This is a genomic window from Citrobacter sp. Cpo012 (assembly GCF_030333015.1).
Classification (GTDB): domain Bacteria; phylum Pseudomonadota; class Gammaproteobacteria; order Enterobacterales; family Enterobacteriaceae; genus Citrobacter; species Citrobacter portucalensis.
In genome coordinates this window covers 98,164-124,734 of sequence record NZ_JAOWGR010000030.1, presented here as the reverse complement: position 1 = coordinate 124,734, position 26,571 = coordinate 98,164, and the positions used below count along the sequence as shown (strand labels likewise).

22 protein-coding genes are annotated in these 26,571 nt (G+C 53.7%); 5 read left to right on the top strand and 17 right to left on the bottom strand.

Going from position 1 to position 26,571, the window contains the following annotated elements; translation table 11 throughout:
- Nucleotides 1-16: 16 nt before the first annotated feature.
- Entirely contained in the window at nt 17-1,561 is a 1,545-nt protein-coding gene (gene nhaB / locus OGX90_RS02800) for a Na(+)/H(+) antiporter NhaB (RefSeq protein ID WP_252430930.1), read from the bottom strand.
- A gap of 236 nt (nt 1,562-1,797) precedes the next feature.
- On the opposite strand from nhaB, the gene fadR reads away from it, so the two are divergent.
- On the top strand, nt 1,798-2,517 hold the full coding sequence (gene fadR, locus OGX90_RS02795) for a fatty acid metabolism transcriptional regulator FadR (RefSeq protein WP_003833559.1): 720 nt from the start codon (nt 1,798-1,800) through the stop codon (nt 2,515-2,517).
- Nucleotides 2,518-2,619: 102 nt separating this feature from the next.
- Here the strand turns inward: fadR and OGX90_RS02790 are convergent, their stop codons facing one another.
- Complete coding sequence (locus OGX90_RS02790) at nt 2,620-4,152, bottom strand: SpoVR family protein (protein ID WP_003833557.1); 1,533 nt, start codon at nt 4,150-4,152, stop codon at nt 2,620-2,622.
- A 322-nt stretch (nt 4,153-4,474) separates the two neighbouring features.
- On the opposite strand from OGX90_RS02790, the gene OGX90_RS02785 reads away from it, so the two are divergent.
- The gene (locus OGX90_RS02785; RefSeq protein ID WP_003833553.1) at nt 4,475-5,773 is read left to right on the top strand and encodes a D-amino acid dehydrogenase; all 1,299 of its coding nucleotides are present in this window, start codon (nt 4,475-4,477) and stop codon (nt 5,771-5,773) included.
- A 12-nt stretch (nt 5,774-5,785) separates the two neighbouring features.
- Nucleotides 5,786-6,856 carry a catabolic alanine racemase DadX gene (gene dadX, locus OGX90_RS02780; RefSeq protein WP_111465457.1) on the top strand — a complete coding sequence of 357 codons (1,071 nt, stop codon included), beginning with the start codon at nt 5,786-5,788 and terminating at the stop codon, nt 6,854-6,856.
- 104 nt (nt 6,857-6,960) lie between these two features.
- Here dadX and OGX90_RS02775 read toward each other — a convergent pair whose 3' ends face one another.
- Complete coding sequence (locus OGX90_RS02775) at nt 6,961-8,694, bottom strand: potassium/proton antiporter (RefSeq protein ID WP_008785011.1); 1,734 nt, start codon at nt 8,692-8,694, stop codon at nt 6,961-6,963.
- 97 nt (nt 8,695-8,791) lie between these two features.
- Entirely contained in the window at nt 8,792-9,706 is a 915-nt protein-coding gene (gene ldcA, locus OGX90_RS02770; RefSeq protein WP_286623111.1) for a muramoyltetrapeptide carboxypeptidase, read from the bottom strand.
- A gap of 98 nt (nt 9,707-9,804) precedes the next feature.
- On the opposite strand from ldcA, the gene emtA reads away from it, so the two are divergent.
- Nucleotides 9,805-10,416 carry a membrane-bound lytic murein transglycosylase EmtA gene (gene emtA, locus OGX90_RS02765; protein ID WP_016153365.1) on the top strand — a complete coding sequence of 204 codons (612 nt, stop codon included), beginning with the start codon at nt 9,805-9,807 and terminating at the stop codon, nt 10,414-10,416.
- Nucleotides 10,417-10,427: 11 nt separating this feature from the next.
- On the opposite strand, the gene ycgR is transcribed toward emtA, so the two are convergent.
- Nucleotides 10,428-11,162, bottom strand: coding sequence for a flagellar brake protein YcgR (gene ycgR / locus OGX90_RS02760; RefSeq protein WP_048235228.1), 735 nt, complete (start codon nt 11,160-11,162; stop codon nt 10,428-10,430).
- A gap of 201 nt (nt 11,163-11,363) precedes the next feature.
- Here ycgR and OGX90_RS02755 point away from each other — a divergent pair, with 201 nt between their 5' ends.
- Nucleotides 11,364-11,618: a GlsB/YeaQ/YmgE family stress response membrane protein gene (locus OGX90_RS02755; protein ID WP_048212573.1), complete on the top strand. Its 255-nt coding sequence runs from the start codon at nt 11,364-11,366 to the stop codon at nt 11,616-11,618.
- A 375-nt stretch (nt 11,619-11,993) separates the two neighbouring features.
- Here the strand turns inward: OGX90_RS02755 and OGX90_RS02750 are convergent, their stop codons facing one another.
- From OGX90_RS02750 to OGX90_RS02695, 12 genes are all read right to left on the bottom strand, one after another.
- Entirely contained in the window at nt 11,994-13,964 is a 1,971-nt protein-coding gene (locus OGX90_RS02750; RefSeq protein WP_060682086.1) for a TonB-dependent receptor plug domain-containing protein, read from the bottom strand.
- A 23-nt stretch (nt 13,965-13,987) separates the two neighbouring features.
- Complete coding sequence (modD, locus tag OGX90_RS02745; protein ID WP_286623109.1) at nt 13,988-14,845, bottom strand: ModD protein; 858 nt, start codon at nt 14,843-14,845, stop codon at nt 13,988-13,990.
- Nucleotides 14,842-15,654: a class I SAM-dependent methyltransferase gene (locus OGX90_RS02740; RefSeq protein ID WP_250672122.1), complete on the bottom strand. Its 813-nt coding sequence runs from the start codon at nt 15,652-15,654 to the stop codon at nt 14,842-14,844. Before OGX90_RS02740 ends, modD begins: the two co-directional genes overlap by 4 nt.
- 9 nt (nt 15,655-15,663) lie before the next feature.
- A complete protein-coding gene (locus OGX90_RS02735; protein ID WP_286623106.1) occupies nt 15,664-16,425 on the bottom strand; it encodes an ABC transporter ATP-binding protein in 762 nt (253 codons plus the stop codon).
- The gene (locus OGX90_RS02730; RefSeq protein ID WP_473708108.1) at nt 16,422-17,381 is read right to left on the bottom strand and encodes a FecCD family ABC transporter permease; all 960 of its coding nucleotides are present in this window, start codon (nt 17,379-17,381) and stop codon (nt 16,422-16,424) included. Before OGX90_RS02730 ends, OGX90_RS02735 begins: the two co-directional genes overlap by 4 nt.
- A 26-nt stretch (nt 17,382-17,407) precedes the next feature.
- Nucleotides 17,408-18,430 (bottom strand): ABC transporter substrate-binding protein, encoded by a 1,023-nt coding sequence (locus OGX90_RS02725; protein ID WP_060682090.1) that lies wholly within the window; start codon nt 18,428-18,430, stop codon nt 17,408-17,410.
- A 207-nt stretch (nt 18,431-18,637) separates the two neighbouring features.
- Nucleotides 18,638-20,350 (bottom strand): alpha,alpha-trehalase, encoded by a 1,713-nt coding sequence (locus tag OGX90_RS02720; RefSeq protein ID WP_235127378.1) that lies wholly within the window; start codon nt 20,348-20,350, stop codon nt 18,638-18,640.
- 170 nt (nt 20,351-20,520) lie between these two features.
- Nucleotides 20,521-21,951, bottom strand: coding sequence for a dihydroxyacetone kinase phosphoryl donor subunit DhaM (gene dhaM / locus OGX90_RS02715; protein ID WP_048235235.1), 1,431 nt, complete (start codon nt 21,949-21,951; stop codon nt 20,521-20,523).
- Nucleotides 21,952-21,961: 10 nt separating this feature from the next.
- Complete coding sequence (gene dhaL / locus OGX90_RS02710) at nt 21,962-22,594, bottom strand: dihydroxyacetone kinase subunit DhaL (RefSeq protein ID WP_103285335.1); 633 nt, start codon at nt 22,592-22,594, stop codon at nt 21,962-21,964.
- Nucleotides 22,595-22,605: 11 nt separating this feature from the next.
- Nucleotides 22,606-23,676 (bottom strand): dihydroxyacetone kinase subunit DhaK, encoded by a 1,071-nt coding sequence (dhaK, locus tag OGX90_RS02705; protein WP_286623101.1) that lies wholly within the window; start codon nt 23,674-23,676, stop codon nt 22,606-22,608.
- Nucleotides 23,677-24,001: 325 nt separating this feature from the next.
- Nucleotides 24,002-25,276: a Glu/Leu/Phe/Val family dehydrogenase gene (locus OGX90_RS02700; protein WP_020996616.1), complete on the bottom strand. Its 1,275-nt coding sequence runs from the start codon at nt 25,274-25,276 to the stop codon at nt 24,002-24,004.
- A gap of 322 nt (nt 25,277-25,598) precedes the next feature.
- Entirely contained in the window at nt 25,599-26,567 is a 969-nt protein-coding gene (locus OGX90_RS02695) for a Csu type fimbrial protein (protein ID WP_218659186.1), read from the bottom strand.
- Nucleotides 26,568-26,571 lie beyond the last annotated feature (4 nt).

The following is a 26,571-nucleotide window of genomic DNA, read 5'->3' as shown; positions in this document are numbered from 1 at the left end:
TTTGCCCGGTTAATTGTTATGAAAGTGTAGCTAACCAGCCCGTTTGGGTCATCCACTCGGTCACCGGAACTAGCGTGAACTCGACGCAAAGCAGGCCGACGAGCGTCAGGACGAGAGTATAAGGCAGGGCCATCCACACCATGCGACCATAAGAGAGGCGAATCAACGGCGCCAGTGCAGAGGTCAGCAGGAACAGGAATGCAGCCTGGCCGTTTGGCGTGGCCACCGAAGGCAGGTTGGTCCCGGTATTGATCGCCACCGCCAACAGCTCAAATTGGTTAAGGCTGATGGTCCCATGTTCCATCGCGGCTTTGGCTTCATTGATATAAATCGTACCAACAAAAACGTTATCAGAGATCGAAGACAGCAGGCCGTTGAAGAGATAAAACAGCGTCAGTTGTGCATGTTCAGACGACTGCAACACAAACTGAATAATCGGTGAAAAGAGTTGTTGATCGATAATCACCGCGACAATAGAGAAGAACACGGTCAGCAGCGCGGTGAACGGCAGCGACTCGGTAAAGGCTTTACCTATCGCATGTTCGTCGGTGACGCCGGTCAACGAGGTTGCCAGAATGATGACCGACAAACCGATCAATCCGACTTCTGCCAGATGCAGGGCCAAAGCAACGACCAGCCAGACGCCAATAATCGCCTGGACAATCAGTTTGATTTTGTCCTGGCGGGTACGTTGTTGGCGGCTCTGATCGTCAAACTGTTGCAGGACATCACGGACGGTCTCCGGCAGCGTTTCGCCATAGCCAAACCAGCGCAATTTCTCGACCAGTACGCAGGTTAACAGGCCGCAAATCAGTACCGGGACGGTAACTGGCGACATGCGCAGGAAGAAGTCGCCAAAATGCCAGCCAGCCGCTTTGGCAATAATCAGGTTTTGTGGCTCGCCCACCATGGTCATCACGCCGCCTAACGCCGTACCGACCCCCGCGTGCATCATCAGGCTACGCAGAAAACCGCGGAATTGCTCAAGAACGACCTTATTGTGCTGATCGATATGGCTGTCATCGAGCATGTTGTTGTCTTCCGCGCGAGAAGAAGCAACGCGATGGTAGATACCATAGAAACCGACCGCAACGCTGATTACCACGGCAACGACGGTCAGCGCATCAAGGAACGCAGAGAGGAAAGCGGCTGCAACACAAAAAGACAGTGACAGCAGCATCTTGGAGCGAATAGTGAGCAGCAGACGAGTGAAAATAAACAGTAATAGCTGCTTCATAAAGTAGATGCCTGCCACCATAAACATCAGCAGCAATAACACCTCAAGATTTGCGGCAACCTCTTCACGCACATGCGTGGCGCTGGTCATGCCAATAATGACAGCTTCGATAGCCAACAGCCCGCCTGGCAGCAGTGGGTAGCATTTTAACGCCATCGCCAGCGTGAAAATGAACTCGGCCACCAGCAACCAGCCGGCGATAAAAGGGTTGATGAAAAAAATAATCGGGTTAACGACTAAGAAGACAAGCAGTGCAAGTTTGTACCAGTCTGGTGATTGACCTAAAAAATTGCGCCACATAGCGCGGCCCCATGATAGCTCCATGGTGATTTCCCTACCTTTAAAAATGAAATCATGTTTTTATGTTTGACCGCAAAGCTTAGCGGGAGGAGGGAGTACAGGCAAGCTATTCACGAGACTGGCAAGGTTGGCTGTGCTGTAGCGTTATTTGGAAAATGAAGCCTTGATCCACTTTTTCTTCATTGCGTCAGCTATCAGCTAAGATACCCATCTGGTATGATGTGTGTAACTATGTTTTGCTGTGTAATGGAATTTTTACTATGGTCATTAAGGCGCAAAGCCCGGCTGGGTTCGCGGAAGAGTACATCATTGAAAGTATCTGGAATAACCGCTTCCCACCTGGCACTATTTTGCCCGCTGAACGTGAACTCTCCGAACTTATTGGGGTGACACGTACCACGCTACGCGAAGTATTGCAGCGGTTGGCGCGAGATGGCTGGTTGACCATTCAACACGGCAAACCGACGAAGGTGAATAACTTCTGGGAAACTTCCGGGCTGAATATTCTTGAAACGCTGGCGCGTCTCGATCACGAGAGTGTCCCGCAGTTGATTGATAATCTGCTGTCCGTGCGTACCAATATTTCGACGATCTTTGTTCGCACTGCGTTTCGCCAGCATCCTGATAAAGCACAGGAGGTTTTGGCGACGGCAAATCAGGTGGCCGACCACGCTGACGCATTTGCCGATCTGGACTATAACATTTTCCGCGGCCTGGCATTTGCCTCCGGCAATCCGATTTACGGTTTGATCCTCAACGGTATGAAAGGATTATATACCCGCATTGGTCGTCATTATTTTGCCAATCCGGAAGCGCGCGCGCTGGCGCTGAGCTTCTACCGTAAACTGTCAGAACTCTGCGAGCAGGGCGCTCATGAGCAGGTGTATGAAACGGTGCGTCGCTATGGTCACGACAGTGGCGAAATTTGGCATCGCATGCAAAAGAGCCTGCCGGGCGATTTGGCGATTCAGGGTCGTTAATTGCTCAAAGCCGGATGGCGACGCCAAAGCGTCTTATCCGGCCTACAATGCGTGCACTTCGTAGGCCGGATTAGGTGTTTACACCGCCTCCGGTAATAAGATTTACAGACCGTTCATCCTTGGCGGGCAACGCTCCAACAGCTCCACGCTGCCATCTTCATTCTGTTGCTCCAGCATCACGTCAAAACCCCAAAGCCGGTGTACGTGCTTGAGCACTTCTTTGCGTCCTTTATCCAGCGGTGCGCGGTTATGCGGAATATAGCGTAAGGTGAGCGAACGGTCGCCACGCAGATCGACATTCCAGATTTGAATATTCGGCTCCAGGTTGCTGAGGTTGTATTGCGACGACAACCTGTTGCGGATCTCACGATATCCTTCCTCGTTATGAATCGCAGAAATCTCCAGGTAGTTGTGACGATCGTCATCCAGCACGGTGAACAGACGGAAATCACGCATCACCTTTGGTGACAGGAACTGGCTGATAAAGCTCTCATCTTTGAAATCGCGCATCGCGAAATGCAGGGTTTCCAGCCAGTCGGAACCCGCTATGTCCGGGAACCAGTATTTGTCCTCCTCGGTCGGCGACTGACAAATACGTTTGATATCCTGGAACATGGCAAACCCCAGGGCATAAGGGTTTATCCCGCTATACCACGGGCTGTTGTAGGGCGGCTGAAATACCACATTGGTATGGCTATGCAGAAACTCCAGCATAAACCGTTCGGTGACTTTACCTTCATCATAAAGGTGGTTCAGGATGGTGTAATGCCAGAAAGTGGCCCAGCCCTCGTTCATCACCTGCGTCTGTTTCTGCGGATAAAAATACTGGCTGACCTTGCGTACAATGCGCAGAACTTCGCGTTGCCAGGACTCCAGCAGCGGGGCGTTCTTCTCCATGAAGTACAGCAGGTTCTCCTGTGGTTCAGAGGGATAACGCCGGGCTTCCGCCACGGTTTTCTCTTCCTCTTTCTTCGGCAGCGTGCGCCACAACATATTCACCTGGCTTTGCAGATACTCTTCACGGCTTTTCTGACGGGCTTTCTCTTCCTGTAGGGAGATTTTTTGCGGGCGTTTGTAACGGTCAACGCCGTAGTTCATCAGCGCATGGCAGGAGTCGAGCAGCTTTTCGACTTCATCCACGCCGTAACGCTCTTCACACTGGGTAATATAGTTTCGCGCGAAGATCAGGTAATCGACAATGGAACTGGCATCCGTCCAGCTTCGGAACAGGTAGTTGTTTTTAAAAAAGGAGTTGTGTCCGTAGCAGGCATGCGCCATCACCAGCGCCTGCATAGTGATGGTGTTCTCCTCCATCAGATACGCGATACACGGATTGGAGTTGATAACAATCTCATAGGCCAGCCCCTGCTGACCATGTTTATACAAGCGCTCGGTTTCAATAAACTTTTTACCAAACGACCAGTGAGGATAGTTGATCGGCATCCCGACGCTGGAATAAGCATCCATCATCTGTTCGGAGGTGATCACCTCGATTTGGTGCGGGTAGGTATCCAGTCTGTAGAGTTTCGCCACGCGGTCTATCTCTGCCAGATAGACATCCAGCAGATCAAACGTCCAGTCGGGTCCATCGCTTAACCGTGTGCTGTCCTTGTTCATGGAATCAATCGTAGCCATTCGCGCACCCTCATTGTTGGCGGCACTCTCTGTCTGGAGTACCTCATGTCAAGCATAGATCATGGTGTTAAAAAACGTGCTGCGGCAGAAATTTTTTCTTTGCGATTTCACGTTAGCGAGGCGTCGAAAAATGGCATGGCCGCAAAATTTTATGCTGGATAAAAATAACGCACAGCAGGAGATGCCAAAGCGGAGAGTCCCCAGCCATCACCGCTATATGTGAGGTAAGTCACCATAAAAAAGCCATATGTTGAATAATATTTTCAACTGAGTTATCAAGATGTAATTAGATGATTGTTCTTTTACTGTTAACGGAGTGGCTATGCGAGTTGTCATACTGGGAAGTGGTGTCGTTGGCGTGACCAGCGCCTGGTACTTAAGTCAGGCTGGACACGATGTCACCGTCATTGATCGTGAGCCCGGTCCGGCACTGGAAACCAGTGCGGCGAACGCGGGGCAAATCTCTCCAGGTTATGCAGCACCATGGGCGGCACCAGGCGTACCGCTAAAAGCAATTAAGTGGATGTTTCAGCGCCACGCTCCGCTGGCCGTCCGTCTTGACGGAACCCAGTTCCAGTTGAAATGGATGTGGCAGATGCTGCGCAACTGCGACACCAGCCACTATATGGAAAATAAAGGACGCATGGTGCGACTGGCGGAATACAGTCGTGATTGCCTGAAAGCGCTGCGCGCCTCTACCGGTATCGAGTACGAAGGGCGCCAGGGCGGAACCCTGCAACTTTTCCGTACCGCTCAACAGTATGAGAACGCTACCCGCGACATCGCCGTGCTCGAAGACGCTGGCGTGCCATATCAACTGCTGGAAGCAAACCGTCTGGCGGAAGTCGAACCCGCACTGGCAGAAGTGGCCCATAAACTGACCGGTGGTCTGCGCTTACCGAATGATGAAACCGGCGACTGCCAGCTGTTTACCCAGCGTCTGGCGCAGATGGCGGAGCAGGCAGGCGTTAAGTTTCGCTTTAATACCCCGGTCGATAAGCTGCTGAGCGATGGTGAGCAGATTTATGGCGTCCAGTGCGGCGAAGAGATAGTTAAAGCCGATGCCTATGTGATGGCGTTTGGTTCGTACTCCACGGCAATGCTGAAAGGGATCGTTGATATCCCGGTCTATCCGCTCAAAGGCTATTCGTTGACCATTCCGGTGGCGCAAGACGACGGTGCGCCGGTTTCTACTATCCTTGATGAAACCTACAAAATCGCTATTACCCGCTTTGACAATCGTATTCGCGTTGGCGGCATGGCGGAGATTGTCGGCTTTAATACAGAATTGCTACAACCTCGTCGTGAAACGCTGGAAATGGTCGTACGCGATCTCTTCCCGCGCGGCGGTCATGTGGAGCAGGCAACCTTCTGGACCGGACTGCGTCCGATGACGCCGGACGGAACGCCGGTGGTGGGGCGCACCCGCTTTAAGAATCTGCTGCTCAATACCGGCCACGGCACGCTGGGTTGGACCATGGCCTGCGGCTCCGGTCAGCTACTGAGCGATATCCTTTCTGGCCGCACGCCAGCCATACCTTATGACGATCTGAGCGTGGCGCGTTACAGTCCGGGGTTTACCCCATCTCGTCCACGGCATTTACATGGCGCACATAACTGATAAGGACGTGAGATGACCCGCCCGATACTGGCCAGCATTGACCTGCAGGCGTTGAAACAAAATCTGACCATTACCCGCCAGGCCGCGCCGGACGCCCGCGTCTGGTCGGTGGTGAAAGCCAATGCGTATGGACACGGTATTGAACGCGTCTGGAATGCGCTGGGCACAACCGATGGTTTTGCCATGCTCAATCTTGAAGAGGCGATAACCCTACGCGAGCGCGGATGGAAAGGCCCGATACTCATGCTGGAGGGTTTTTTCCACGCCGAAGACCTGACGGTATATGACAATTATCGACTCACCACCTGTGTACACAGTAACTGGCAGCTAAAAGCATTGCAGAATGAGCGCCTGAAGGCGCCGCTCGATGTTTACCTGAAAGTGAACAGTGGTATGAACCGCCTTGGTTTTTTACCGGAAAGAGTTCCCACGGTCTGGCAACAGCTGAGGGCGATGCCCAATGTCGGTGAAATGACGCTGATGTCCCATTTTGCCGATGCAGAGCACCCGGAAGGTATACAGGAGGCTATGACACGTATTGCGCAGGCAACTGAAGGGCTGGAGTGCAGACGATCGCTGTCGAATTCGGCAGCCACGCTGTGGCACCCCGAAGCGCATTATGACTGGGTTCGTCCGGGCATTATTTTGTATGGTGCGTCGCCTTCAGGACAATGGCGGGACATCGCTAACACCGGCCTGAAGCCAGTGATGACGCTGAGCAGTGAGATCATCGGCATACAGACGCTGAAAGCTGGCGATCGGGTGGGCTACGGTGGACGCTACACTGCCAGCGGCGAGCAGCGCATTGGCATTGTAGCGACCGGCTATGCAGACGGTTATCCACGCCATGCGCCAAGTGGTACTCCGGTGCTGGTGGACGGTGTACGTACCGGGACGGTGGGGACAGTCTCAATGGATATGTTGGCGGTAGATCTGACACCATGCCCGCAGGCAGGGATCGGGACGCCGGTAGAGCTGTGGGGCAAAGAGATTAAAATTGACGATGTGGCCACCGCCGCAGGTACGGTAGGCTACGAGTTAATGTGTTCTCTGGCGCTGCGCGTGCCAGTTGTGACGGTGTAACTTTATATAGCATTGCCTGATGCTGCTGCGTTTATCAGGCCTCCAGAGTCAGTACATTTTGTAGGCCGGGTAAGGCGCAGCCGCCACCCGGCAAAACATCCGCTTTACTCATCCTCATCTTCAGCAACGCGAACACCGACCTTCAGCACCGCATTATCTTCCTTCTCGGCTACGGTCCAGATCATGCCAGCGAATTCCACCTGGTCACCGACGACCGGCGCGGCACCAAGCAGATGCTGGACAATTTCACCCAGCGTTTGCTGCTTATCACGATACTCGGTGCCATCTTCCAGGCCATAAATCAGCGCCACATCGGCATATTTTGCGCTGGCTTCAAGAATAAAATCACCGAAGAAGCGCTGGTCTAACGACACAGGTGGCGACTGGCTGAACAGCTTGCCAAGAGCCGGGAGATCGCGCTCGCGGCCAATAACACACAATACGTCGCCTTCGCGCAGACGTGTGCTGCCGGAGGGGTGAAACAGCACGTTGTCACGAAACAGGGCGGCTATTCGCGTTTCTTCCGGCATATGCAGGTCGCGCAATGCGGCTCCTACGCACCACTTATCGGCGCTGAGCTGATAAACAAACTGCTCCCACGGGTTATCCGGATGAATATCCAGGCCAATGCGCGACACGGGCCAGCCAACAGGAGGGACCACCACTTTGGCTTTTTTAGCGGCCCATGAAAGAGAGGTTCCCTGAAACAGCAACGAGATCAGTACCACGAAGAACGCGACGTTAAAGAACAGGCGCGCGTTCTCCAGACCCGCCATCATTGGGAAGACGGCGAGGATGATGGGTACCGCACCGCGCAGACCCACCCAACTGATGAAAATGCGTTCGCGCAGATTGAAGCCGCGAAACGGCAGCAGTCCGGCGAAAACCGAAAGTGGGCGGGCAATGAAAATCATCCACGCAGACAAAATCAGCGCAGGAACCACGATAGGCAGCAGGTCGGACGGCGTAACCAGCAGTCCGAGCACCAGGAACATGGCGATTTGCGCCAGCCAGGCCAGACCGTCGAAGTTTTGCAGAATGCCAAACCGGTTGCGAATAGGGCGATTACCCAGCAAGAAACCACACAGATAAACCGCCAGAATACCGCTGCCTTCCAGCGCAGTAGTCAGGGCAAAAATCAGGATCCCACCGCTTAACGCCAATAGCGGATACAGTCCGGCAGGCAGAGAAATGCGGTTAATCATCTGCTGGAGCATATATCCACCGCCCAGACCGATAACGATGCCTAAGCCAAACTGCTGGATAATGTGCACCGCGAACATCCAGCTTAAACCGGTTTCGTGGTTTTGGATCATGGCGATGAGCGTGATGGTCAAAAACACGGCCATCGGGTCATTACTGCCGGATTCAATTTCCAGCGTAGAGCCAACGCGTTCGTTAAGCCCCTTACCGCCAAGCAGGGAAAAGACCGCCGCGGCGTCGGTTGAACCAACAATCGCGCCAATCAGGAGTCCTTCAATAAGATCCAGATGAAACAGCCACGCGGCCATCATGCCGGTGAGTCCGGAAGTAATCAGCACACCGACCGTCGCCAACGATAGCGCCGGGCCTAACGCAACGCGAAAAGAGCTGGCCTGGGTGCGCATCCCGCCGTCGAGCAGGATAACTGCCAGTGCCAGGTTACTCACCATGTAGGCGAATGGATAGTTATCGAAAGGTATGCCGCCTATACCATCTACGCCCGCTAACATACCGATAGCGAGAAATATCACCAGGATAGGGATACCGAGGCGTGATGAGAATGAACTGAGTAAGATACTGCAGGTGACGAGAACGGAACCCAAAATAAAAAGGCTAATAATTGCTGCGGCATCCAACGTTCGGTTACTCCTGAATTACGCTGTTTCGTATTAATAAACCCTACCATAATAACGACAGAAACAGCGTTTTGCTTAGCCCCATTAGCCGCTTTTTTTACGATTTTAGTACCGGATGCCCACTTAAGGTGAGCTGAGTGCCGTTTTTATCATTTTTCAGCACCGCATTGGCTCCCAAAGGCAGGGTGACAGTGCGTTGTTCATGGCCAAAATCGAGGCCGCAGATCAACGGTACTGACAATCTGGCGCGCAGAAAATCACAAACTGAATCAAGATTGTAACCAGCGTCGTAGTCATTGGGTGCGCTACCGCTAAAACTGCCGAGAATAATGGCGTTTTGCTGGGCCAGTATTCCGGCGTGGTACAGCTGCAGCAGCATGCGCTCGACACGGAATGGATGCTCGTTAATGTCTTCCAGCACCAAAATGCCGTTTTTGATGGCTGGCATCCACGGTGTACCCATCAACGAAATGATCATCGCCAGATTTCCGCCCCACAGTGTACCTTCAGTTGCGCACTGTGGACCGTCACCCTGCCATTCGAGGGTAAATTGGGCATTACGCAAAGCCTGCCAGAAATGGTGCTCGGTGAATGCGTTCATTTCTTCGGCGCCGAAGTTCGCCGCCAGCATCGGGCCGCTGAAGCTAATCACCTTCCCCTGTGCCAGCAGACCACACTGGATCGCCGTAAAATCGCTGTGTCCGCACAGCAGCAGCGGATCTTGTTGCTGGCGGGCTGCCAGCCCCTGCCAGTCAATATCTTCCAGTAAACGGCTCGCGCCATAGCCGCCGCGTACCGCCATCACAATGGTATCGGGGGTTTTCAGATTAACGAGCGAGTTCACATCAGCAAGCCTTTCTGCCTCTGTCCCCGCAAAACGCTGGCAGCGGCGCGCAATGACCGCTGAATTGTCGACCTGATGACCGGCCTCAGTAAGACGCGCAAGCCCACGTAAGGCAGCCTGCTGATTGATACAGTAGCCCGATGGGGCAATTAAGTGAAACCGGGACATGGCATTTCCTTGCTACAACTAAAACCAAATGTATATCATGCCGCGTAGGTATGTCGTTGTCACCTCAGCGACAGGTTCCGGCTATAAGGATAGATGACGTGAAATTGAGATGGTTTGCTTTTTTGGTTGTATTACTTGCGGGCTGTAGTTCAAAACAGGATTACAAAAACCCGCCGTGGAATGCTGAAGTTCCGGTTAAACGCGCAATGCAATGGATGCCGATCAGTGAAAAAGCCGGTGCGGCCTGGGGTGTCAGTCCACAATTGATTACCGCTATTATCGCCATTGAATCAGGCGGAAATCCGAATGCGGTCAGTAAGTCCAATGCGATTGGTCTGATGCAGTTGAAAGCCTCAACTTCAGGACGCGATGTTTATCGCCGCATGGGCTGGAGCGGAGAGCCGTCGACCAGTGAGTTGAAAAACCCCGAGCGCAATATCTCGATGGGGGCCGCATACCTGAGTATTCTCGAAACCGGGCCGCTGGCCGGGATTGAAGATCCGCAGGTGATGCAGTACGCGTTGGTAGTCTCGTACGCCAACGGTGCGGGCGCACTGTTACGCACGTTCTCATCCGACAGGAAAAAAGCGATCAATAAAATCAACGACCTCAGCCCGGATGAATTTATTGAACATGTTGCGGACAATCATCCGGCGCCGCAGGCCCCGCGCTATATCTGGAAGCTTCAACAAGCGCTGGATGTGATGTAATTCAGGTGATGCTAATCGCGCACCTTGTTCGACTTTTCCCGGGCCTCGCGTTCAAGGGAAAAAATAATCCGCTGTAAGTTCCGCTCCACCGCCGGGCCGACGTTGAGAAAACGAAAGCTCAGGCGGGGAGTGGTAATCGTTTCGTTTTTCCCATCGATAACCTTGCGCTCACTAATGGAAATAAGCTGGGCGTCAACGTGATACACCCCCCATTGCTCCATATTTAGTTCAACCTGCGAGAAGCGCATACCTTCTGCCAACCCCTCTGGTTTTGCCACTTCTAACAGCCCGCCCATGCCGCCGAGAGACAGATCGAATAAGCGAAAATGCAGAATGCTGTTGTCCGGCATTTTTGCCGTGCAGCGATAGGGAGGATGCAGCGGAGCGCCGATACGGAAATATTCCCGACGCTGCACAAACCACAGAGAAGGCGGCAAGGATGAAATAAAGGCCGGCAGTTGCTGATACTCGCCTTTTTTCAGCTGTGGCAGGGTGAATTCTACTTTGGCTCCCTGCGTTTCGGCGATAATTGAGATCTGGCTGGCCCGCTGTACGGCCTGGTTTTCATATTCCTGGCTGCCAAAATCCATGATCAGTTCATCGGGACTGACGGTCAGAATTTTGCTGATGAACTGGCCGCCTGACCAGGAGATACGCAGTGGAACCTGCTGCGACTTTAAGTCCCGAAGTACACCTAACACCGCTAACGGATTTTGCTTCAGGAACTGCTCATTGTAGTTACTCACACCTAATGACTCCTGGATGCCTGGTTTGTCGTTGGGTTATCGGCATTAATCGACGGAACTTAATACAAATGGATGAAATTTTTTACCAAACCCAATGAATTAAGTCTGAGTGATAAAAGCATGTCGCGATGGCTTGCCTATACTTTAAGTGCTGGCGCAGGAATGTCTTGCGCGTGCGTTCACTGGAAAGAGGGCCTGAAAATGGGAATTATTGCCTGGATTATTTTTGGTCTGATTGCGGGGGTTATCGCCAAACTGATTATGCCGGGGCGTGATGGCGGTGGGTTTATCCTGACCTGTATTCTCGGTATTGTCGGTGCTGTGGTCGGTGGATGGCTGGCAACGATGTTTGGTATTGGCGGCGATGTCAGCGGATTTAATCTCCATAGCTTCCTGGTGGCCGTGGTCGGCGCGATTGTTGTGCTGGGTGTCTTCCGGCTTGTACGGCGAGATTAATCGAACGGCCCCTGTGCGGTAATGCCGTTCAGTTAAGCATGTAAGGTGAACATGTGATTCTTGTTCAGGGTTCCGTTCACCTCAACGGTGTCATTTCTCTGAAGCGCAGATACCCGTGAACGTGCAAGGGAGGCTTGCCGCCGCCTCCCTTGCAACCCAGGCTCCCGGCGGGATTGTAAAGGGCGTGACGGAGAACGCCCTTTACACGTTCACAGGAATCGGCGTTTCAGAGAAACTATGAACATGAGGTGAACGGAACCCTTTTTCTGAGAGTGCATATTCAAAATTTCTACCCACACCGGCGATACTTTCTGAAACTAAGGCGTTAACTGAAGAGCATTACTCCGAGTGGGGCCGTTTCTTTGCATCGTTAAATCAGAATTGATACTCAATTCCCGCCCAGTAATTACGGCCTTCTTCGATAAATCCTTCGCTGTACACGTATTGTGTATCGAACAGGTTATTGACCGAAGCGTTGACGCTAAACCCGTGACCGATGGCGTAGTCGGCGCGTAAATGGGTAATGGCGAAACCTGCGGCTTTCTGCGAGCCGTCGCTATTGCTATAGCTCGATGAGCGGGCCTCTTCAGACAGCGTAATGCTCAGCGGATCCCACGGTTTCAGCGTCATCCAGGCGGTGAGGGTTTGTGTTGGCAAATCGGTTATTTTGCCGATGTCGCTGCGTTTGACGTCCGCATGAATCAGGCCATAGCTCAGCCCAACATCCAGCATATCAAAGACTTTACCTTTAACGCCTGCATCCAGACCGGTGTAATCCACCCGGCCGCTGTTCTGATTCTGGATGGTATCGGCATCAATATTGTGTGAAAGAATGGCATCGCTGATGCGGTTGTAATAGACGCTGGCTTCGAATCCCCAGTCTTTACCAAGTGAACCATTCCAGGTCAGATCCACGCTGCGGGCGCGTTCCGGTTTAAGCTGCGGATTGACCAGCGCCACCTGGTTATAGGCCGGTTTCGAGGTGGTGTAGCGCTCTTTCAGTGTTGGGAAACGTGTTCTGTCAGAGTAGGACAGCGCTAATGTGTCTGAATTTTCAAAGTGATATTTGGTCATCATCTGCCAGTTGAAAGCCGACTGATTGTTGTCATCATAGTGGGTGACGCTGCCATTTTTCTCGTGCTTCATGCCTTCCAGACTGTCGCGCCAGTCATAGCTTATTCCCGCCACGACATCGACGTTATCCGCCGCTGCCCACTGGTATTCGCTGGCAACGGACCAGGTGCGGTCTTCGTAGCGATCGTAAGCCGCATTCGGAGCGCCTTTCTCGCGGTGAACATCATCCTTCCAGTTCACCGCGAAAGAGAGTAGGTCGTTTTCACGCATATCCGCAGCAAGTTGCAGGCCAGCGCCATCGCTATAGTCTGAATAATGACTGTAGTTGCCTTTCTTGTTTTTCAGATCGGCAAGCGAGTTGTACATCATCAGCGTATTTTCAAAGGTATCGCGATACAGACGGCTTTTCAGGGTGAAACGATCGCCCAGATGGGTGGTGCCCTGATAGTAATAGCTCTCTTTATCGTACTGTGGCCATTGCCAGTAGCGTGATTTCTGACTGCTGGTTCCAGCGTACGGCGGGTTATCTTTTTCACCGTCCTGATTAATATAGGTCAGCACATATTCGTCATTACCACGTGGGGTAAAGCCCAGCTTCACGATGCCGCGTTTGTCATCGGCGGAGGAGTTAATCATCTTGCCGTTGCTGCCCGCAATAGGGTTGTCCACGCCGTGCGGTAAGCCAAGGAAATCCTGCTTCAACTGACTGCCGCTGAGCTGGATGTAGCCGAGATCGTTGCTGGCGCCAAATGAAGCGTGCATATCGTGGGCATTGTCTTTGCTACGACTCCAGCCCTGGCGATAGCCAATGCTGCCTTCAATCGGTTTGGTGGGCTTTTGGGTGGTGATATTGATGGCGCCGCCCATCTGGTTCGGCCCTTGTAACAGCGACGAGTAGCCTTTGGAGACTTCAACCGAAGCGATATCTGAGGTCAGAAAACGGCCTAAATCGAGGTTGCCATCATAGGGGATGTATACCGGCACGCCGTCAAAATAGACGGGAACCTGACGGCTGTCAAAACCGCGAACTTTCACCTGCTGTTCATTGCGGTTGCCTGACTTTTGCAGCACGACGCCGGGGACAACGCTCAGTGCCTGCGCCACGTTTTGCTTATCCAGTTGCTGCATCGTTTCCTGACCGAGAACCGTAGTGGTTGCGGCGGAGGCCGGACTTGACCAGACGGTCATGGTTTCGCTTTCCTGCCCAGCAAAAGCACTGTGCGCGAAAGCAAACGACAGGGCTGTGTAAAGACAACTTTTGTTGAAATTCATTATTTTTAGTCCATTTATTAATGTTATATGCCACGTGCGTCCGGGCTCAGGCTAACTTTGATATCCGCGGGAGGAGCGTAGTAAGGTGCGGAAGTGATGAAAAGTCTGATGCCACAGTCGAGATAACTCGCCAGCGAGGCGAGGGTAATGCCGCCAGTCAGCGCCAGCGTGCAATGGGGGGCCAGAGAGGGGGCCTGGCGGACAATTTCTGTTGCTTGCTCAGGGGTAAATTTGTCGAGTTGCAGGACATCTGGCGCGGCGCGTAGCGCGGCTAATGCCTCTTCTGGCGTATCTGCTTCAACCACGATCTTTTTTTCTGGCGCATGGCTGCGTAAGCGCGCAATCGCGCCTGTCCAGTCGTTTGGGTTGGTAAGAAAATGGCGGTGATTAGCAAACAGCAGTACCGTTTCGGCGCATCCTCCACGATGGATAATGCCTCCCGCGGCGAGTATTGCCTGAGTCGCCAACAAACGCGTGCCGGGAATGGCTTTGCGGGTGCAGGCAATCTGCCCATCAGGATAGCGTTGGCGCAGTTGGCTCAACATGCTCTCAAGATACCCCGAAACCCCACAGCTCCATTCCAGGACATTTTGTACCGCTTTCCAGCCCTGGTGCAGCGCCGCCGCATTCCCATGTGCGCGAATCAATCGCTGTCCTGCACTTACCTGTTCACCATCGGCAACCATGTCGCTGATGGTCAGCCCTAATGAGGCGAGCATTTGCCTGGCGACGGCGGTGCCGCTAACGCACCCGCCCTGGCGATGGTAAAATTCCATAACGCCCGGCTGTGCGCCAATACCCAACGCGCGGGTAGTCAGGTCGCCGCCCTGAATATCTTCCAGCAGCAGCGCGTCGGTTTGCGCCTGCGAAAAGTAGATCATCGCAGCGCCTCCCGCGGAACGCTGTCCCACCAGATAAGCGCCCAGTCACGGCTGGCGGGGGCAATCGCGCGTGGATCCTGCTGTTGATACCAGGTTTCCAGACGTTCGACCTCGTCGGCGCTCAGTTCACCCATACTCCAGCGCACGTTTTCCAGAAAACGTGTCCAGGTGCTGTTGTCCTGCTGGCAGTTGGGTCCGCGGATAAAATCAACATGCGCGTGGATCCCCATCTGATACAGGACATTAAGCGCATAGATATAGTTGGGAAGCTCAATCACTTCGCGGCCCAGTGCACGCTGAATGGTGGGGGAAACGAAAGATGAACTGACGAGATGAGTGGTGTAAACCCGCAGTCGGGCCTGATTATTCAGTTTGGTCATCGCCTGGCGCATATCGGCAACCAGCGTAGAGCGCGAAGCGACGGCGATATCGCACTGGGGTAAATCATCCCAGTGTTCCTCCCAGGCCCGCTGCACCCACTGCACGTGACGGGCGTTCATTTGCGCAGCGCGGCGGGCAGCTACGCTAAGCATGCCCTGGCTATAATCTACGCCGTAAATTATTGGCATCTTTTTAGCCAGCGCCAGCGAGACGGTACCGGGACCGCAACCCATGTCAAACAGCGACTCCGCCCCTTTCAGGTCGATTTTCCCCAGCAGTTGCAGCAGATAGCTGTCGGTTAATGAGGCGCAATTTTCCGCCATTTTTTCCGCACGTTTATCCCAGTGCTCCGGCTTTTTCTCGGTTCTGTTCGCCAGCTGTAACTGTTTACGGTAAAGATCGGCAAAATCAATGTCGTCAATGAGCATTCTTATTCCTTAGTTATGTGAGCCAAAGAGATGGTGAGCGATTTGTGACGGTGTAACGCGATACAGTTCCGCCAGACGATCGGCAGCAAGCTGATGTTCAGGAAGCCCTTGTGACACTTCGCCATCCGGTTCAACGCGTACCACGCTGTCGGCGATTGCCCGGGCGTGCAACGGATGATGCGTCGACATTAGCAGGGCCATACCTGAATTTTTCAGCGTCACCAGCGTGTCGAGCAGACGGATCTGATGCCCAAAATCCAGGCTGGAAGCAGGTTCATCCAGCAACAAAAGGCGTGGGCGTTGCGCCAGCGCGCGGGCAATTAACACCAGTTGCCGCTCTCCGCCGCTCAGCGTGTTCCAGCGTCGGGGCGCCAGGTGAGAGATTCCCAGCATCGTCATCTGCTGGTGCGCATTTTCACGCTCTTTAGCGCCGGGAACCGCAAATGCCGCCAATTGCGGGGCCAGCCCCATCATCACCATGTCCAGCGCAGTGAAGGCAAACGCGCCGTCATGTGCCTGAGGAACCCAGGCAATAGCGGCGGCGCGTTGCCGATCGCTGAGATGATTTATGGCGACGCCATCAAGCAGAATGTCACCGTGAAGCGGCGAAAGAACGCCGAGAATGGTGCGCATCAGGGTGGTTTTTCCACTGCCGTTGGCCCCAATCAGACAACAGACGGAGCCGGGCGAAACCTGAAATGAGACATCGCGTAACACGGGCTGGTGACTGTGGTATCCCAACGACGCATGGCGGACGGTCAGAAGCGTCATGGGCGATTTCCCCGTAGCAAAAGCAGCAAAAAGAACGGTGCGCCAATAAATGCCGTCAGGATCCCCAGCGGGATTTCTGTGCTGCTCAGCGTGCGGGCAAGAGTATCGGTGAGCAGCAGCAAAATGGCGCCGATCCCCATAGAAACGGGCAGCAACTGCTGGTGGTTATTGCCACTGATGAGTCTGCCGATGTGCGGTACAACCAGCCCAATCCAGCCGATAATGCCCGCGATGGCAACGGTACAGGCGGTGATTAACGTAGCGCAGACGATCAGTCCCAGCCGCAATCGCGAGACGTTGATCCCAAGCGATCGTGCTTCATCATCCGACAGGGTGAGCAGGTTCATGCGCCAGCGCAGCAGCAATAGCGGGACGAGTCCTGCGAAGATCAGCGGTGCCGAGAACCACAGGTCGTGCAGCGTGATCGTCGATAAACCGCCAAGCAGCCAGAAAGTGATAGAGGGGAGTTGGGTATACGGGTCGGCCAGCGTTTTGATGAGTGAAATTCCCGCGCCGCATACCGTACCCAGCGCAATCCCGACCAGCACGAGCGTTAACACCGGGTCGTGACGCTTGACTCGCCGGGTAATCAACCAGACACCGGCGACCACGAATAAACCGCCCATGAACGCATACAGCTGAATGAACAGGATCGGTAAACCTAACAGGATTGCTAAACAGGCACCTAAACCCGCACCCGCCGCCACGCCGAGAATATCCGGCGAGACCAGCGGGTTGCGGAACATGCCCTGATAGGTGGTTCCTGCGCCCGCCAGCGCCGCGCCGAGCAGCAATGCAGCCAGTATGCGTGGCAGGCGGATTTGCCAGAAGACGATTTTGTCCTGCATTGGAACGCCATCTGCACCGGCCACGAGATTCAAAACCTGTTGTGCATCCAGGCGATACGCGCCTGATACCGCGGCGACGCTCGCGCAAAGCACCACCGCAGCAATCATCAGAAAACCGAGGGTTGATGTTTTCATCAGACTGCCACCAACCTTTGATACTGTGCGTCGCTTAGCGTGGTGTGCCAGAACAATTCACTGTAGTTCTGCATATCGGTTTTAAAGCTCGCTTCAACCTGTGGATCAAGCCAGGCGTGCAGGCGGCGTAACCCCAGTAAACGGTTGATGCCAGGAGGTGCATCCAGCCAGCCAAACGGCAGACCGCTGAGAAACAGAATGCGCCGGTCAGCAACCGCTTTGACCCCTTGCCAGACCGGATCTTCTCGTAGGAACTGCGCTGTCACTGCATCCTGCACCAGGATAATATCCGGCTGCCAGCTGAGCAGATTTTCCATTGAGACCTGTGTGAGCCCCTGTCGTCCGGGGATGTGCGCCACATTGTGCAACCCCAGTAGTTCTGCTGCTTCGGTATGCAGAGAACCTTGTAAACCAGTCTCCAGTCCTCTGGCACCGCGCGCGGCATAAAAACGCAGATTCGCCGCGGGTGAATGCGAGAAAGCTATTGCATCATCGATAAATCGACGGGCCAGCGCGGCCTGCATTGCGGTTCGCGAGACGACGCCCAATACTTCACCGACTGCGCGTAACTGTTCTGGGGTATGGCACAATTCGCCGTTAATCAGCAGCCAGGGAATGTGTGTTTGTGCGCTCACTTGTCTGGCCTGAGAAAGCCAGGTTTCATCGGCATTACCGCAGTCAATAACCAGGTCAGGTTTAAGCGCCAGGAGTGCTTCAAGCGAGAGCGTGCTGGCGCGCCCCGCCAGCCTGCCGAGTTTCGGCAAAGTCCGAATGTTATCGTTAAACGGGATGGCGGTCTGGCGAGAGAAATCAAAGGAGGAAAGCCCCACCAGTTTTTCCGGTGCGACGGCCAGCAGCAGCATGTCAGCAGGCGCGCCCGCGCTGACCACGCGTTGGGTCGTTTCTGGCTTCGGAGAGTCTCCAATGGCCACAGTCAGCGAGGTTTGAGCAAACGCGGGAAGATGGCGTAGCAGCAGTGCAGATGCCACGAGTTGGGCAAACATCCGTCTTGTCAGTGGCATTATTGTTATCCTGAAGGTTACAAAATCGCTATATATTTACATATACAGCGAATAAAAACATGTTCAGAATCAATTTCTCACGGATGAAAACCCCGGATACCCCATAAGGGCTAGAGGCCATAGAGACAGCTGGAAGGGGGAAATATAAGAAAGAAAAATCCGCGACGAAGCGCGGATTCAGGAAGTGAAACGGCTCAGGCTATGATGTTATGGCGTCGGTTGAGTCTGTTTTTTAGACTCGACTGGCGCAGTACTTGCCGGGGTAGGTCGCGACGCGGGTACGTTGTCACAGGGCTTTTCTTTGGCGCAAATCAGGTCGAGCATTTTCAGCGTTACGCCGTTGGTCCAGCCGAAACCATCCTGCAACGGATACTCACCGCCGCCACCGCCGGTTCCAGTGGTGCTCACGTCATACTTCTCAACCAGCTTTTTCTCGCGATCGTAGGTGTGTTGAACATTGGTGAGGAATCGCCAGGTCACGTCCATGGCGACAGTATCCTGACCGTAATTCTGTAACCCGGATGCTGCTACCCACTGGAGCGGGGCCCAGCCATTGGGGGCATCCCACTGCTGGCCGCTTTTCACCGACGTGGTAGCAAGGCCGCCCGGTTGCAGCAGATGTGCCTGGGTGGCCGTGGCGACTTTACTGGCGCGATCTTTTGCCGCTGCATTGACATATAGCGGGAACAGGGCGGCAGCCGTGAGCTGGTTGCGTACTTTGTGGCTTTTCAGATCGTAGTCGGCATACCAGCCTTCTTTGTCGTTCCACAGGTACTTCTCGATCCCTTTTTGTCGGGCATTAGCGAAGCCATCGTACTGCGCCGCTTTGGCATCATCACCAGCAGCCTTGCTGGCGAGGGAGATCATTTTTTCCATTTTGTACATCAGCGCATTGAGATCGACCGGAACGATGCTGGTGGTGCGCAGAGTGCCCAGCTGATTAGGATTGTCCATCCAGCGGGAACTAAAATCCCAGCCGGACGCGGCTGCTGAACGCAGGTCGCGGTAGATTTCTGTGGCCGGGCGGTTCGGGTTGCTTTTAGCGGTGGCGATATCCTCTACCCACGACTCTGGCCGAGGCGAATCGCGCTCATCCCAGTAGCGGTTCAAAATGGTGCCGTCATCCAGTTTAACTACGCGCTTATTTTGCTGACCGGGCTGGAGTGTTTCGACGCCCTCCATCCAGTAGCTGTACTCTTTGAGCATCTGCGGGAGGTATTTTTTCAGCGCGTCATTTCCGTCGTGCTGCGCCAGCAGTTCAACCATAAAGGCAAAGAACGGCGGTTGCGAACGGCTCAGGTAGTAGGTGCGGTTACCGTTAGGAATGTGTCCCCAGGAATCAATCTCGTAAGCGAAGTTTGCCACCATGTCCGAGACCTTATCCCAGTGATTGCTCTCGGCAAGCCCCAGCATGGTGAAATAGCTGTCCCAATAATATATTTCGCGAAAACGCCCGCCAGGTACCACATACGGTTCCGGGAGCGGCAGCAGCGAATCCCATTTTTCAGCGTCGGTTGTCGAACGGGTGAGTACCGGCCACAGGCCATCGATATGTTCGCGTAATGATTGCCCGGCCGGGGGCACGTATTTCTCGCCGTCTTTCGGCAACGTAAAATTCACCTCGACAAAATGACGTAAATCGAATCCGGACTGGTTTTTCTGCATCCGGTAATCGGCAAGGATCATTAATGGATCGCTGTTTGGCACCGCGTCCGCAAAGGTTTTCTGGTCAGGAAACAGTTTGGCTGTTTGTACATCGTTAAACAGGGGGCCAAGCAGAATATCAGGCGGCGCAGGCGTAGCGGCTGGTGCGTCCTCGGCGTTGACGGTAAAAGAGGAAAGGGCAAAAAAGGTGCTTGCGAGCGTCAGTTTTATTGCAACAGAGAGCAGGCCAGGATGGCGAGTTGCTGGCGTTATCATCGGTTAATCTCCTTAGCGGCGTGCCGAAGTAGCGGCATTTACCATGAGAAAACCTTAGTTCAGGAATGACCGTTGCGCGTGATCGGCTCCCCATTTTGCGAATAAACAGACATTTCCCGACGTGAATAGAGAAGAAGCACACCCTTTGTTGGAAAGGGTGTGCTTCGGAATCAGTTTGCGCGGGTTATCCGCTGTGTGACACAGTCAATGGTCAGAGTATCGCCCATCTTGATGCTATCGAGAGCCGCGCCTTGCTGACACATCCAGCACAGACCCATTTCACGAGCGATAATCGCCGGATGCGAGGCTTCGCTGCCGTCCCGCAGGCAGATACCTTTGATGGTCTTCGGATCGAGTTGCAGTACCGTAGACGGATAAATGACATCAGCGACCAGGATAGTGGGGCGCAAGAACGCGGGAATTTGTGCGCTCTCTCCCGTCAAATGCTGCAGTGAACGGGACAGCAAATCTTCAATATCAATGTATCGCGCCTGCAGATAAGGATCATCGAGCTGTAAATACTGTTGGCTGAGATCGCTCAGCACCTGATGCCAGGCCCAGGCGGCGCTGCACTGCTTTTCGCGCATTACATCGCAGGCCATTTCAAACAGTTCAGGATCGTCCAACAGCGTGTGGTGACCGGAGAAGATGGCAGCGATATCTGCGGAATATCGTTCTTCAGCAAGTGCGGTGAGTTCGCTCAGATCGTTCAGCGTACTTTGGATGGCGGTCTGTAATCGCTGCTGCTCAGCCTGGAGTGATGCGGCTGGCTGCGGGTTTACCTCGGGCGAGAACGGCGTGTGACAGAATGCCGTCCCCGTGACTTTTGAGGGAGCCTGAGTTGCCTTGTTATCAGCATTAGCGGACTCGAGCGATTCACCAAAATTCTCCGCTGCCAGCTGTTTAAATGCGGCCAGCGCATCCTCTGCCTGTTCGCCTTTGGCAATCAGGCGCAGCGTGTCATTACAGCGTACCTGCAGCAGAGCTATCTGATTCAGGCTATCAGGAACCACACACTTGCCGTTTTTCTCCAGCCACATGTCGGCGTTAAAACCAGACAACGCGGAAACCAGCCGCGAAGCCGGGCGAACGTGGATGCCGTTAGGGTTTTTCACCACAATGGCAACAGAACGGGCATCTGCATCGGGAGACAGTGCAGCAGATGCGGGTTTCGCTGCGGATGGCGAAGGTAAACCCAGTTGCTCACATTTGGCGTCGAGGGCGTTCATGGCATCACGGATGACCCGATCGATATCAGCACCCGCGGCGGCGCTAACCGTCGCGGCCAGTGTGCCTTCAACCAGTGGTGCTGCGCACAAACGCACTTTGGCGGCAATGCCAGGGTCGAGCAGTTCCAGCGCGGTTTCCGCACTCAGTAATGCACTACCGATATCCATCATCACCAGCACGTGGTCCGTATCGGCCACGGACTCGATGGCTTCCATCACCTTGATCGGATCGGTGCCAATCGGATTCTCAGGATCATCAATGCCTGCGGCAATGGCGATTTTGCAATCACCGCCCATTAACATCTGCCGGGCCAGTGCACCGACGCCTTCGCCCAGTTGGGCGCTGTGAGAAACAATAACCAGGTTTACCATCGCTTTATCCTTACTCTCTGGACGCCTGAGCTAGCATTTGCATCATAAACATGACCGACGTTGCGCCGGGATCCTGATGCCCAATACTGCGCTCACCAAGATAGCTGGCACGGCCTTTGCGAGCCTGCATGGTGATGGTGCTTTGCGCTGCGGCTTCCGCTTGCTGGCTTGCCGCTTCCAGCGCTGTCTGTACGCTTAACTTTTGCTCGCAGGACTGACGTAAAGATTCGACCACCGGTAGCCAGACGTCGCACATGGTTTTGTCGCCAGGTTCAGCCTTACCTCGGCTAATCACACCTTCTGCGCCATCACGCATCATTTGATACAGCTCTTCAAGCGTCAGGCTTTGATGAGCCTGAGTCACCTGAGCGGCGCGAATAAAAAAGGTGCCAAACAGCGGCCCACTGGCCCCGCCGACGCTTGAGAGCAGCACCATACCGGTGTTTTTCAAAATAAAGCCGATGTCTTTGTCTGCGATGGACGGCAGCTTTTCAACGACTTTGCTGAAACCACGATGCATGTTCAGACCGTGGTCGGCATCGCCGATCTCCCGGTCAAGCCCGGTGAGAAAATCACTTTCTGTGGTGAAGATCTCGCCGCAACGATAGAGCCAGTTAACAATTTGCGTTCTGTTGAGGGACATTATGAATCTCCTTATTTACCCCAGTTGAGGGCAGGGGTGTGAACCGGTGCATCCCATAAGCTCAGCGTTTCGTCATCTACCTGTAACAAGGTGATCGAGAAACCGGTCATATCCAGAGAGGTACAGTAAGAACCGATCAGGTTGCGCTCAATGACGATGCCTGCATCCTGACAACGGCTTTCCAGGCGGTTATACACGCCGAAGAGTTCAGACAACGGCGTCGCGCCGAGATTATTGACCAGCGCAATAACGCGATCGCCACTTTGTAACGCACGCTTGCTTTCTTTACCTTCCTGCCACGCGCCCTGGACGTTGTCCCAGTGGCGGAGTGTACGGCTGTAGTTACCGTTTTCCAGCAGGGTATCGAACATTTCATCAACGGTCTGATCGAGAGAGGTGAAGGGGCGACGGTCAATGCCGGGTTCCCCGTGGATACCTACGCCAAACTCCATTTCGTTATCCTGCAGCGTGAACGACGGTTGTCCGGCGGCTGGAACGGTACAGGCGCCAATGGCTATGCCAATGGAGTGGCCCTGGTTATTCAGCTTACGGCCCAACGCCGCACAGGCTTCCAGCGAATCACCGCGTTCGGCGGCCGCGCCGACCAGTTTTTCGATCAATACGGTATTCGTCACGCCACGTCGACCGGCGGTATACAAACTGTCTTTCACCGCCACGTCGTCATCCACCACCATGGTGGTGACTTTGACACCGCTTTCATGCAGCAACTCGGTGGCGGTTTCGAAATTAAGAATGTCGCCGGTGTAATTTTTGATTATCAGCAGCACGCCTTCGCCACCGTCAATTTGCATGGCGCATTCGAACATTTTATCCGGCGTGGGTGAGGTAAAAATCTCACCTGGACAGGCGCCAGAGAGCATGCCCTGACCAATATAGCCGCAGTGCATAGGTTCGTGTCCGCTGCCGCCACCGGAAAGCAGAGCCACTTTGCCCATCACCGGCGCATCTGCGCGGGTGACATATACCGGATCCTGATGCAGTGCCAGGGAAGGATACGCTTTCGCCAGTCCGGCGAGTTGTTCATTCAGTACGTCTTCAACACGGTTGATCAATTTTTTCATTATTTATGCTCCGCAGACAGTCCTGGATGGCTGCCAAATTCGGGCAGGCATCTGATGTAGGGTATCGGTTGGTTCAACGTCACGGCGACCGCTCGCTGCCGATAAGGTAATTTTGCACACGGGTACGCAAAAGAAAATTGCTGTGAAGGGCGTTTCAATACGGAACGCCATCATTTTATAACGTTCCATATTGAAACGTAGTGGTGCATAAAACAGCGAAAATGAGAGATCGGGCAGTATTTAATGGGGAAAGACTACGTGCAGGATTTTGCTAAAAAAAACCACCTGCCAGGCAGGTGGTTTATGCGAGGGAAAATTATCGGTATTAGCCCGGATAAATTCCGCGATCTTTACGTGCCAGCAGAATGCGTTCGCAGGCAACAATGTAGGCTGCTGTACGCAGGGAGCAGGATTTCTCAGCTGCTTTTTCCCATACGTGCACCATCGCATCAGTCATGATTTTGTCCATGCGATTGTTGATCTCTTCTTCACTCCAGAAGAAGCTTGCCATGTCCTGGACCCATTCGAAGTAGCTGACGGTTACGCCGCCTGCATTACATACGACGTCAGGTACCACGATGATACCGCGGCTTGCCAGCATATCATCGGCATCCGGGTAAGTCGGGCCGTTAGCGCCCTCAAGTACCAGTTTGCAGGTCAGCATTTCTGCACGCTGACGGGTAATCTGTCCTTCCAGCGCGGCAGGGATAAGGATATCCATCTCCACGCTCCAGAAGGCTTCGCTGGCGATGGTTTCAGCGCCTGGGAAACCGGCAATCTGTTTGTGCTCTAACTGCCAGGCAGACAGCGCGGTCATGTCGATACCCGTGGAGTTAAACAGCGTTGCGGTGTGATCCTGAATAGCGACGACACGCGCACCCGCTGCGGCGAACAGGCGGGCGGCTTCGCTGCCGACGTTACCGAAACCTTGTACCGCCACGCGAGCGCCTTCAACTTCAATGTTCGCACGACGCGCGACTTCCAGACCGCTGACGAAAACGCCGCGACCGGTGGCTTTATCACGGCCTAACGAGCCGCCGAGGTGAATAGGTTTACCGGTGACCACACTGGTCACGGTGGTGCCGTGGTTCATGGAGTAGGTATCCATCATCCAGGCCATGACTTTTCCGTTCGTACCTACATCCGGCGCAGGAATGTCTTTCTGCGGCCCAATGATAATGCCGATTTCGCTGGTATAACGGCGGGTTAAACGCTCCAGTTCACCTTCAGAAAGTGAGAACGGATCGACGCGCACACCGCCTTTGGCTCCGCCGTACGGCAGGTTCAACGCTGCGCATTTGATGGTCATCCATGCAGACAGGGCCATCACTTCATTAAGATCAACATCAGGATGATAACGCACACCGCCTTTGCCCGGACCGCGGGAGAGGTTATGTTGCACGCGATACCCTTCAAAATGACGGATAGTGCCGTCATCCATCTGCACCGGGATATCGACAATCAGCGCGCGTTTTGGGTGGCGCAGGGTATCCACCCAATGGGAAAGTTCGCCCAGGTAAGGGGCCACACGCTCGATTTGTTGCAGGTAGGTATTCCAGGCAGATGTGCTGCTATCTGAAGCGTAAGATAACTTATCCATGATAAACCTTAGTTATAAAAGTAATATGTTCTTAATTTGGCCGTGGTATACAGTGAATCTCACCATATAAACCTAAATTTAACATTTTTTTCATAGAACAGCCTGCCTGGCTAACACGGATTATCGGTATGAGTAGTGTGGGTTTTGGCTTGGTAGTGAATAGTTATTCTTTATTTTGGCTGTCATCGCGGTTGTTTTGCGGTTTATGTAGTTTAATATGCATAACTTGTAAAAATCGCAATTTGTCAGATTTATGACGCACCTCTAAAAGTAAATAATATGATAATAAAATGTGTTTGCTTTATTGCTGTTAAGCTGGGCGTCAGTAGGTCACGGCGATGGTGACAGTATCGGCATAGTTGTCTGGCGTGTAGTTCGCGCTGGGAACGGTGGCGTAAACCGGGTAGGTAGTCGTTGTCCCCGTGCCGTTGCCTGCAACGGTATTAAGCGCAGTATTGCCCCAGATCGTACCGGAAGGACCTGGCGTCGAACTAAGCTGGTAGGGGACTTTATCCGTATTTGACCCCGTGCCTGCCATCACGCCGCTGCCTGCCGTATTGCCGTTGGAGGGTTGAAGTCCGATGGTGTAAGGGGTGTTATTAGAGCATGCTACGCCAACGTTGTTTGACGCCGTGAGATTACGACCCGTTCCGCTGGTGGGGGCAAAGCTGATGTTAGTCGCGGAGGTGATATTACACTGTTTGCTGACAGCAGCTGTGACGGTGAAAGGAAACCTGGCGGCAACGGTATCACCACAGGTGGTCGGCGGGAAAAGCAATCCAGGATTAAGGGTGACAAGGGCTGTTGCCGTCGTATAGCTATCCTGATAATTTCCGGGGACGGCTGCCGTTTGTGGCGTGACGATCTGCGCCGATACCGTGAGTGAACCGGTCACTGGCGTCAGATTCAGCAGGTTAAGCTGTACCATCGGAAAAGTGGTTCCCGACTGATACTGGCTGCCCCAGACTTTGGTGCGCCCGCTATCCTGGTAAAGCTGGTATGCCAGCGTTCTGGCGGGGTTTCCGCTTAACGACATATTTCGCGGTGTCACCTGGCCACTGACGGCCGAGGCGCCAATATTAAAACAGAGATTGATCCCTGCCAGCACGTCACCAAGCTCTTTGGTGCAAGTGTAACTGAACGTCATTGATGACGTTGCGCCTGTCGCAGACAGTGGATTGACCGAACCTAAATTTATGGCTTGCACATTGCTCACCGAACAGGTTACCGCATGGCTAATTGCCGGACAAAAAAGTACGGCAGCGATGAGTAGCAGATGTCTTAACCTCATGAGC

Excerpts from the sequence above, each read along its gene's own strand:
- OGX90_RS02695 (WP_218659186.1), bottom strand. The coding sequence starts at position 26,567 with ATGAGGTTAAGACATCTGCTACTCATCGCTGCCGTACTTTTTTGTCCG.
- ldcA (WP_286623111.1), bottom strand. The coding sequence starts at position 9,706 with ATGTCCCGGTTTCACTTAATTGCCCCATCGGGCTACTGTATCAATCAG.
- dhaM (WP_048235235.1), bottom strand. The coding sequence starts at position 21,951 with ATGGTAAACCTGGTTATTGTTTCTCACAGCGCCCAACTGGGCGAAGGC.
- OGX90_RS02785 (WP_003833553.1), top strand. The coding sequence starts at position 4,475 with ATGCGAGTTGTCATACTGGGAAGTGGTGTCGTTGGCGTGACCAGCGCC.
- OGX90_RS02700 (WP_020996616.1), bottom strand. The coding sequence starts at position 25,276 with ATGGATAAGTTATCTTACGCTTCAGATAGCAGCACATCTGCCTGGAAT.
- OGX90_RS02735 (WP_286623106.1), bottom strand. The coding sequence starts at position 16,425 with ATGACGCTTCTGACCGTCCGCCATGCGTCGTTGGGATACCACAGTCAC.
- dhaL (WP_103285335.1), bottom strand. The coding sequence starts at position 22,594 with ATGTCCCTCAACAGAACGCAAATTGTTAACTGGCTCTATCGTTGCGGC.
- OGX90_RS02720 (WP_235127378.1), bottom strand. The coding sequence starts at position 20,350 with ATGATAACGCCAGCAACTCGCCATCCTGGCCTGCTCTCTGTTGCAATA.
- nhaB (WP_252430930.1), bottom strand. The coding sequence starts at position 1,561 with ATGGAGCTATCATGGGGCCGCGCTATGTGGCGCAATTTTTTAGGTCAA.
- OGX90_RS02790 (WP_003833557.1), bottom strand. The coding sequence starts at position 4,152 with ATGGCTACGATTGATTCCATGAACAAGGACAGCACACGGTTAAGCGAT.
- dhaK (WP_286623101.1), bottom strand. The coding sequence starts at position 23,676 with ATGAAAAAATTGATCAACCGTGTTGAAGACGTACTGAATGAACAACTC.
- dadX (WP_111465457.1), top strand. The coding sequence starts at position 5,786 with ATGACCCGCCCGATACTGGCCAGCATTGACCTGCAGGCGTTGAAACAA.
- OGX90_RS02750 (WP_060682086.1), bottom strand. The coding sequence starts at position 13,964 with ATGAATTTCAACAAAAGTTGTCTTTACACAGCCCTGTCGTTTGCTTTC.
- OGX90_RS02740 (WP_250672122.1), bottom strand. The coding sequence starts at position 15,654 with ATGCTCATTGACGACATTGATTTTGCCGATCTTTACCGTAAACAGTTA.
- OGX90_RS02725 (WP_060682090.1), bottom strand. The coding sequence starts at position 18,430 with ATGCCACTGACAAGACGGATGTTTGCCCAACTCGTGGCATCTGCACTG.
- OGX90_RS02755 (WP_048212573.1), top strand. The coding sequence starts at position 11,364 with ATGGGAATTATTGCCTGGATTATTTTTGGTCTGATTGCGGGGGTTATC.
- OGX90_RS02730 (WP_473708108.1), bottom strand. The coding sequence starts at position 17,381 with ATGATTGCTGCGGTGGTGCTTTGCGCGAGCGTCGCCGCGGTATCAGGC.
- modD (WP_286623109.1), bottom strand. The coding sequence starts at position 14,845 with ATGATCTACTTTTCGCAGGCGCAAACCGACGCGCTGCTGCTGGAAGAT.
- fadR (WP_003833559.1), top strand. The coding sequence starts at position 1,798 with ATGGTCATTAAGGCGCAAAGCCCGGCTGGGTTCGCGGAAGAGTACATC.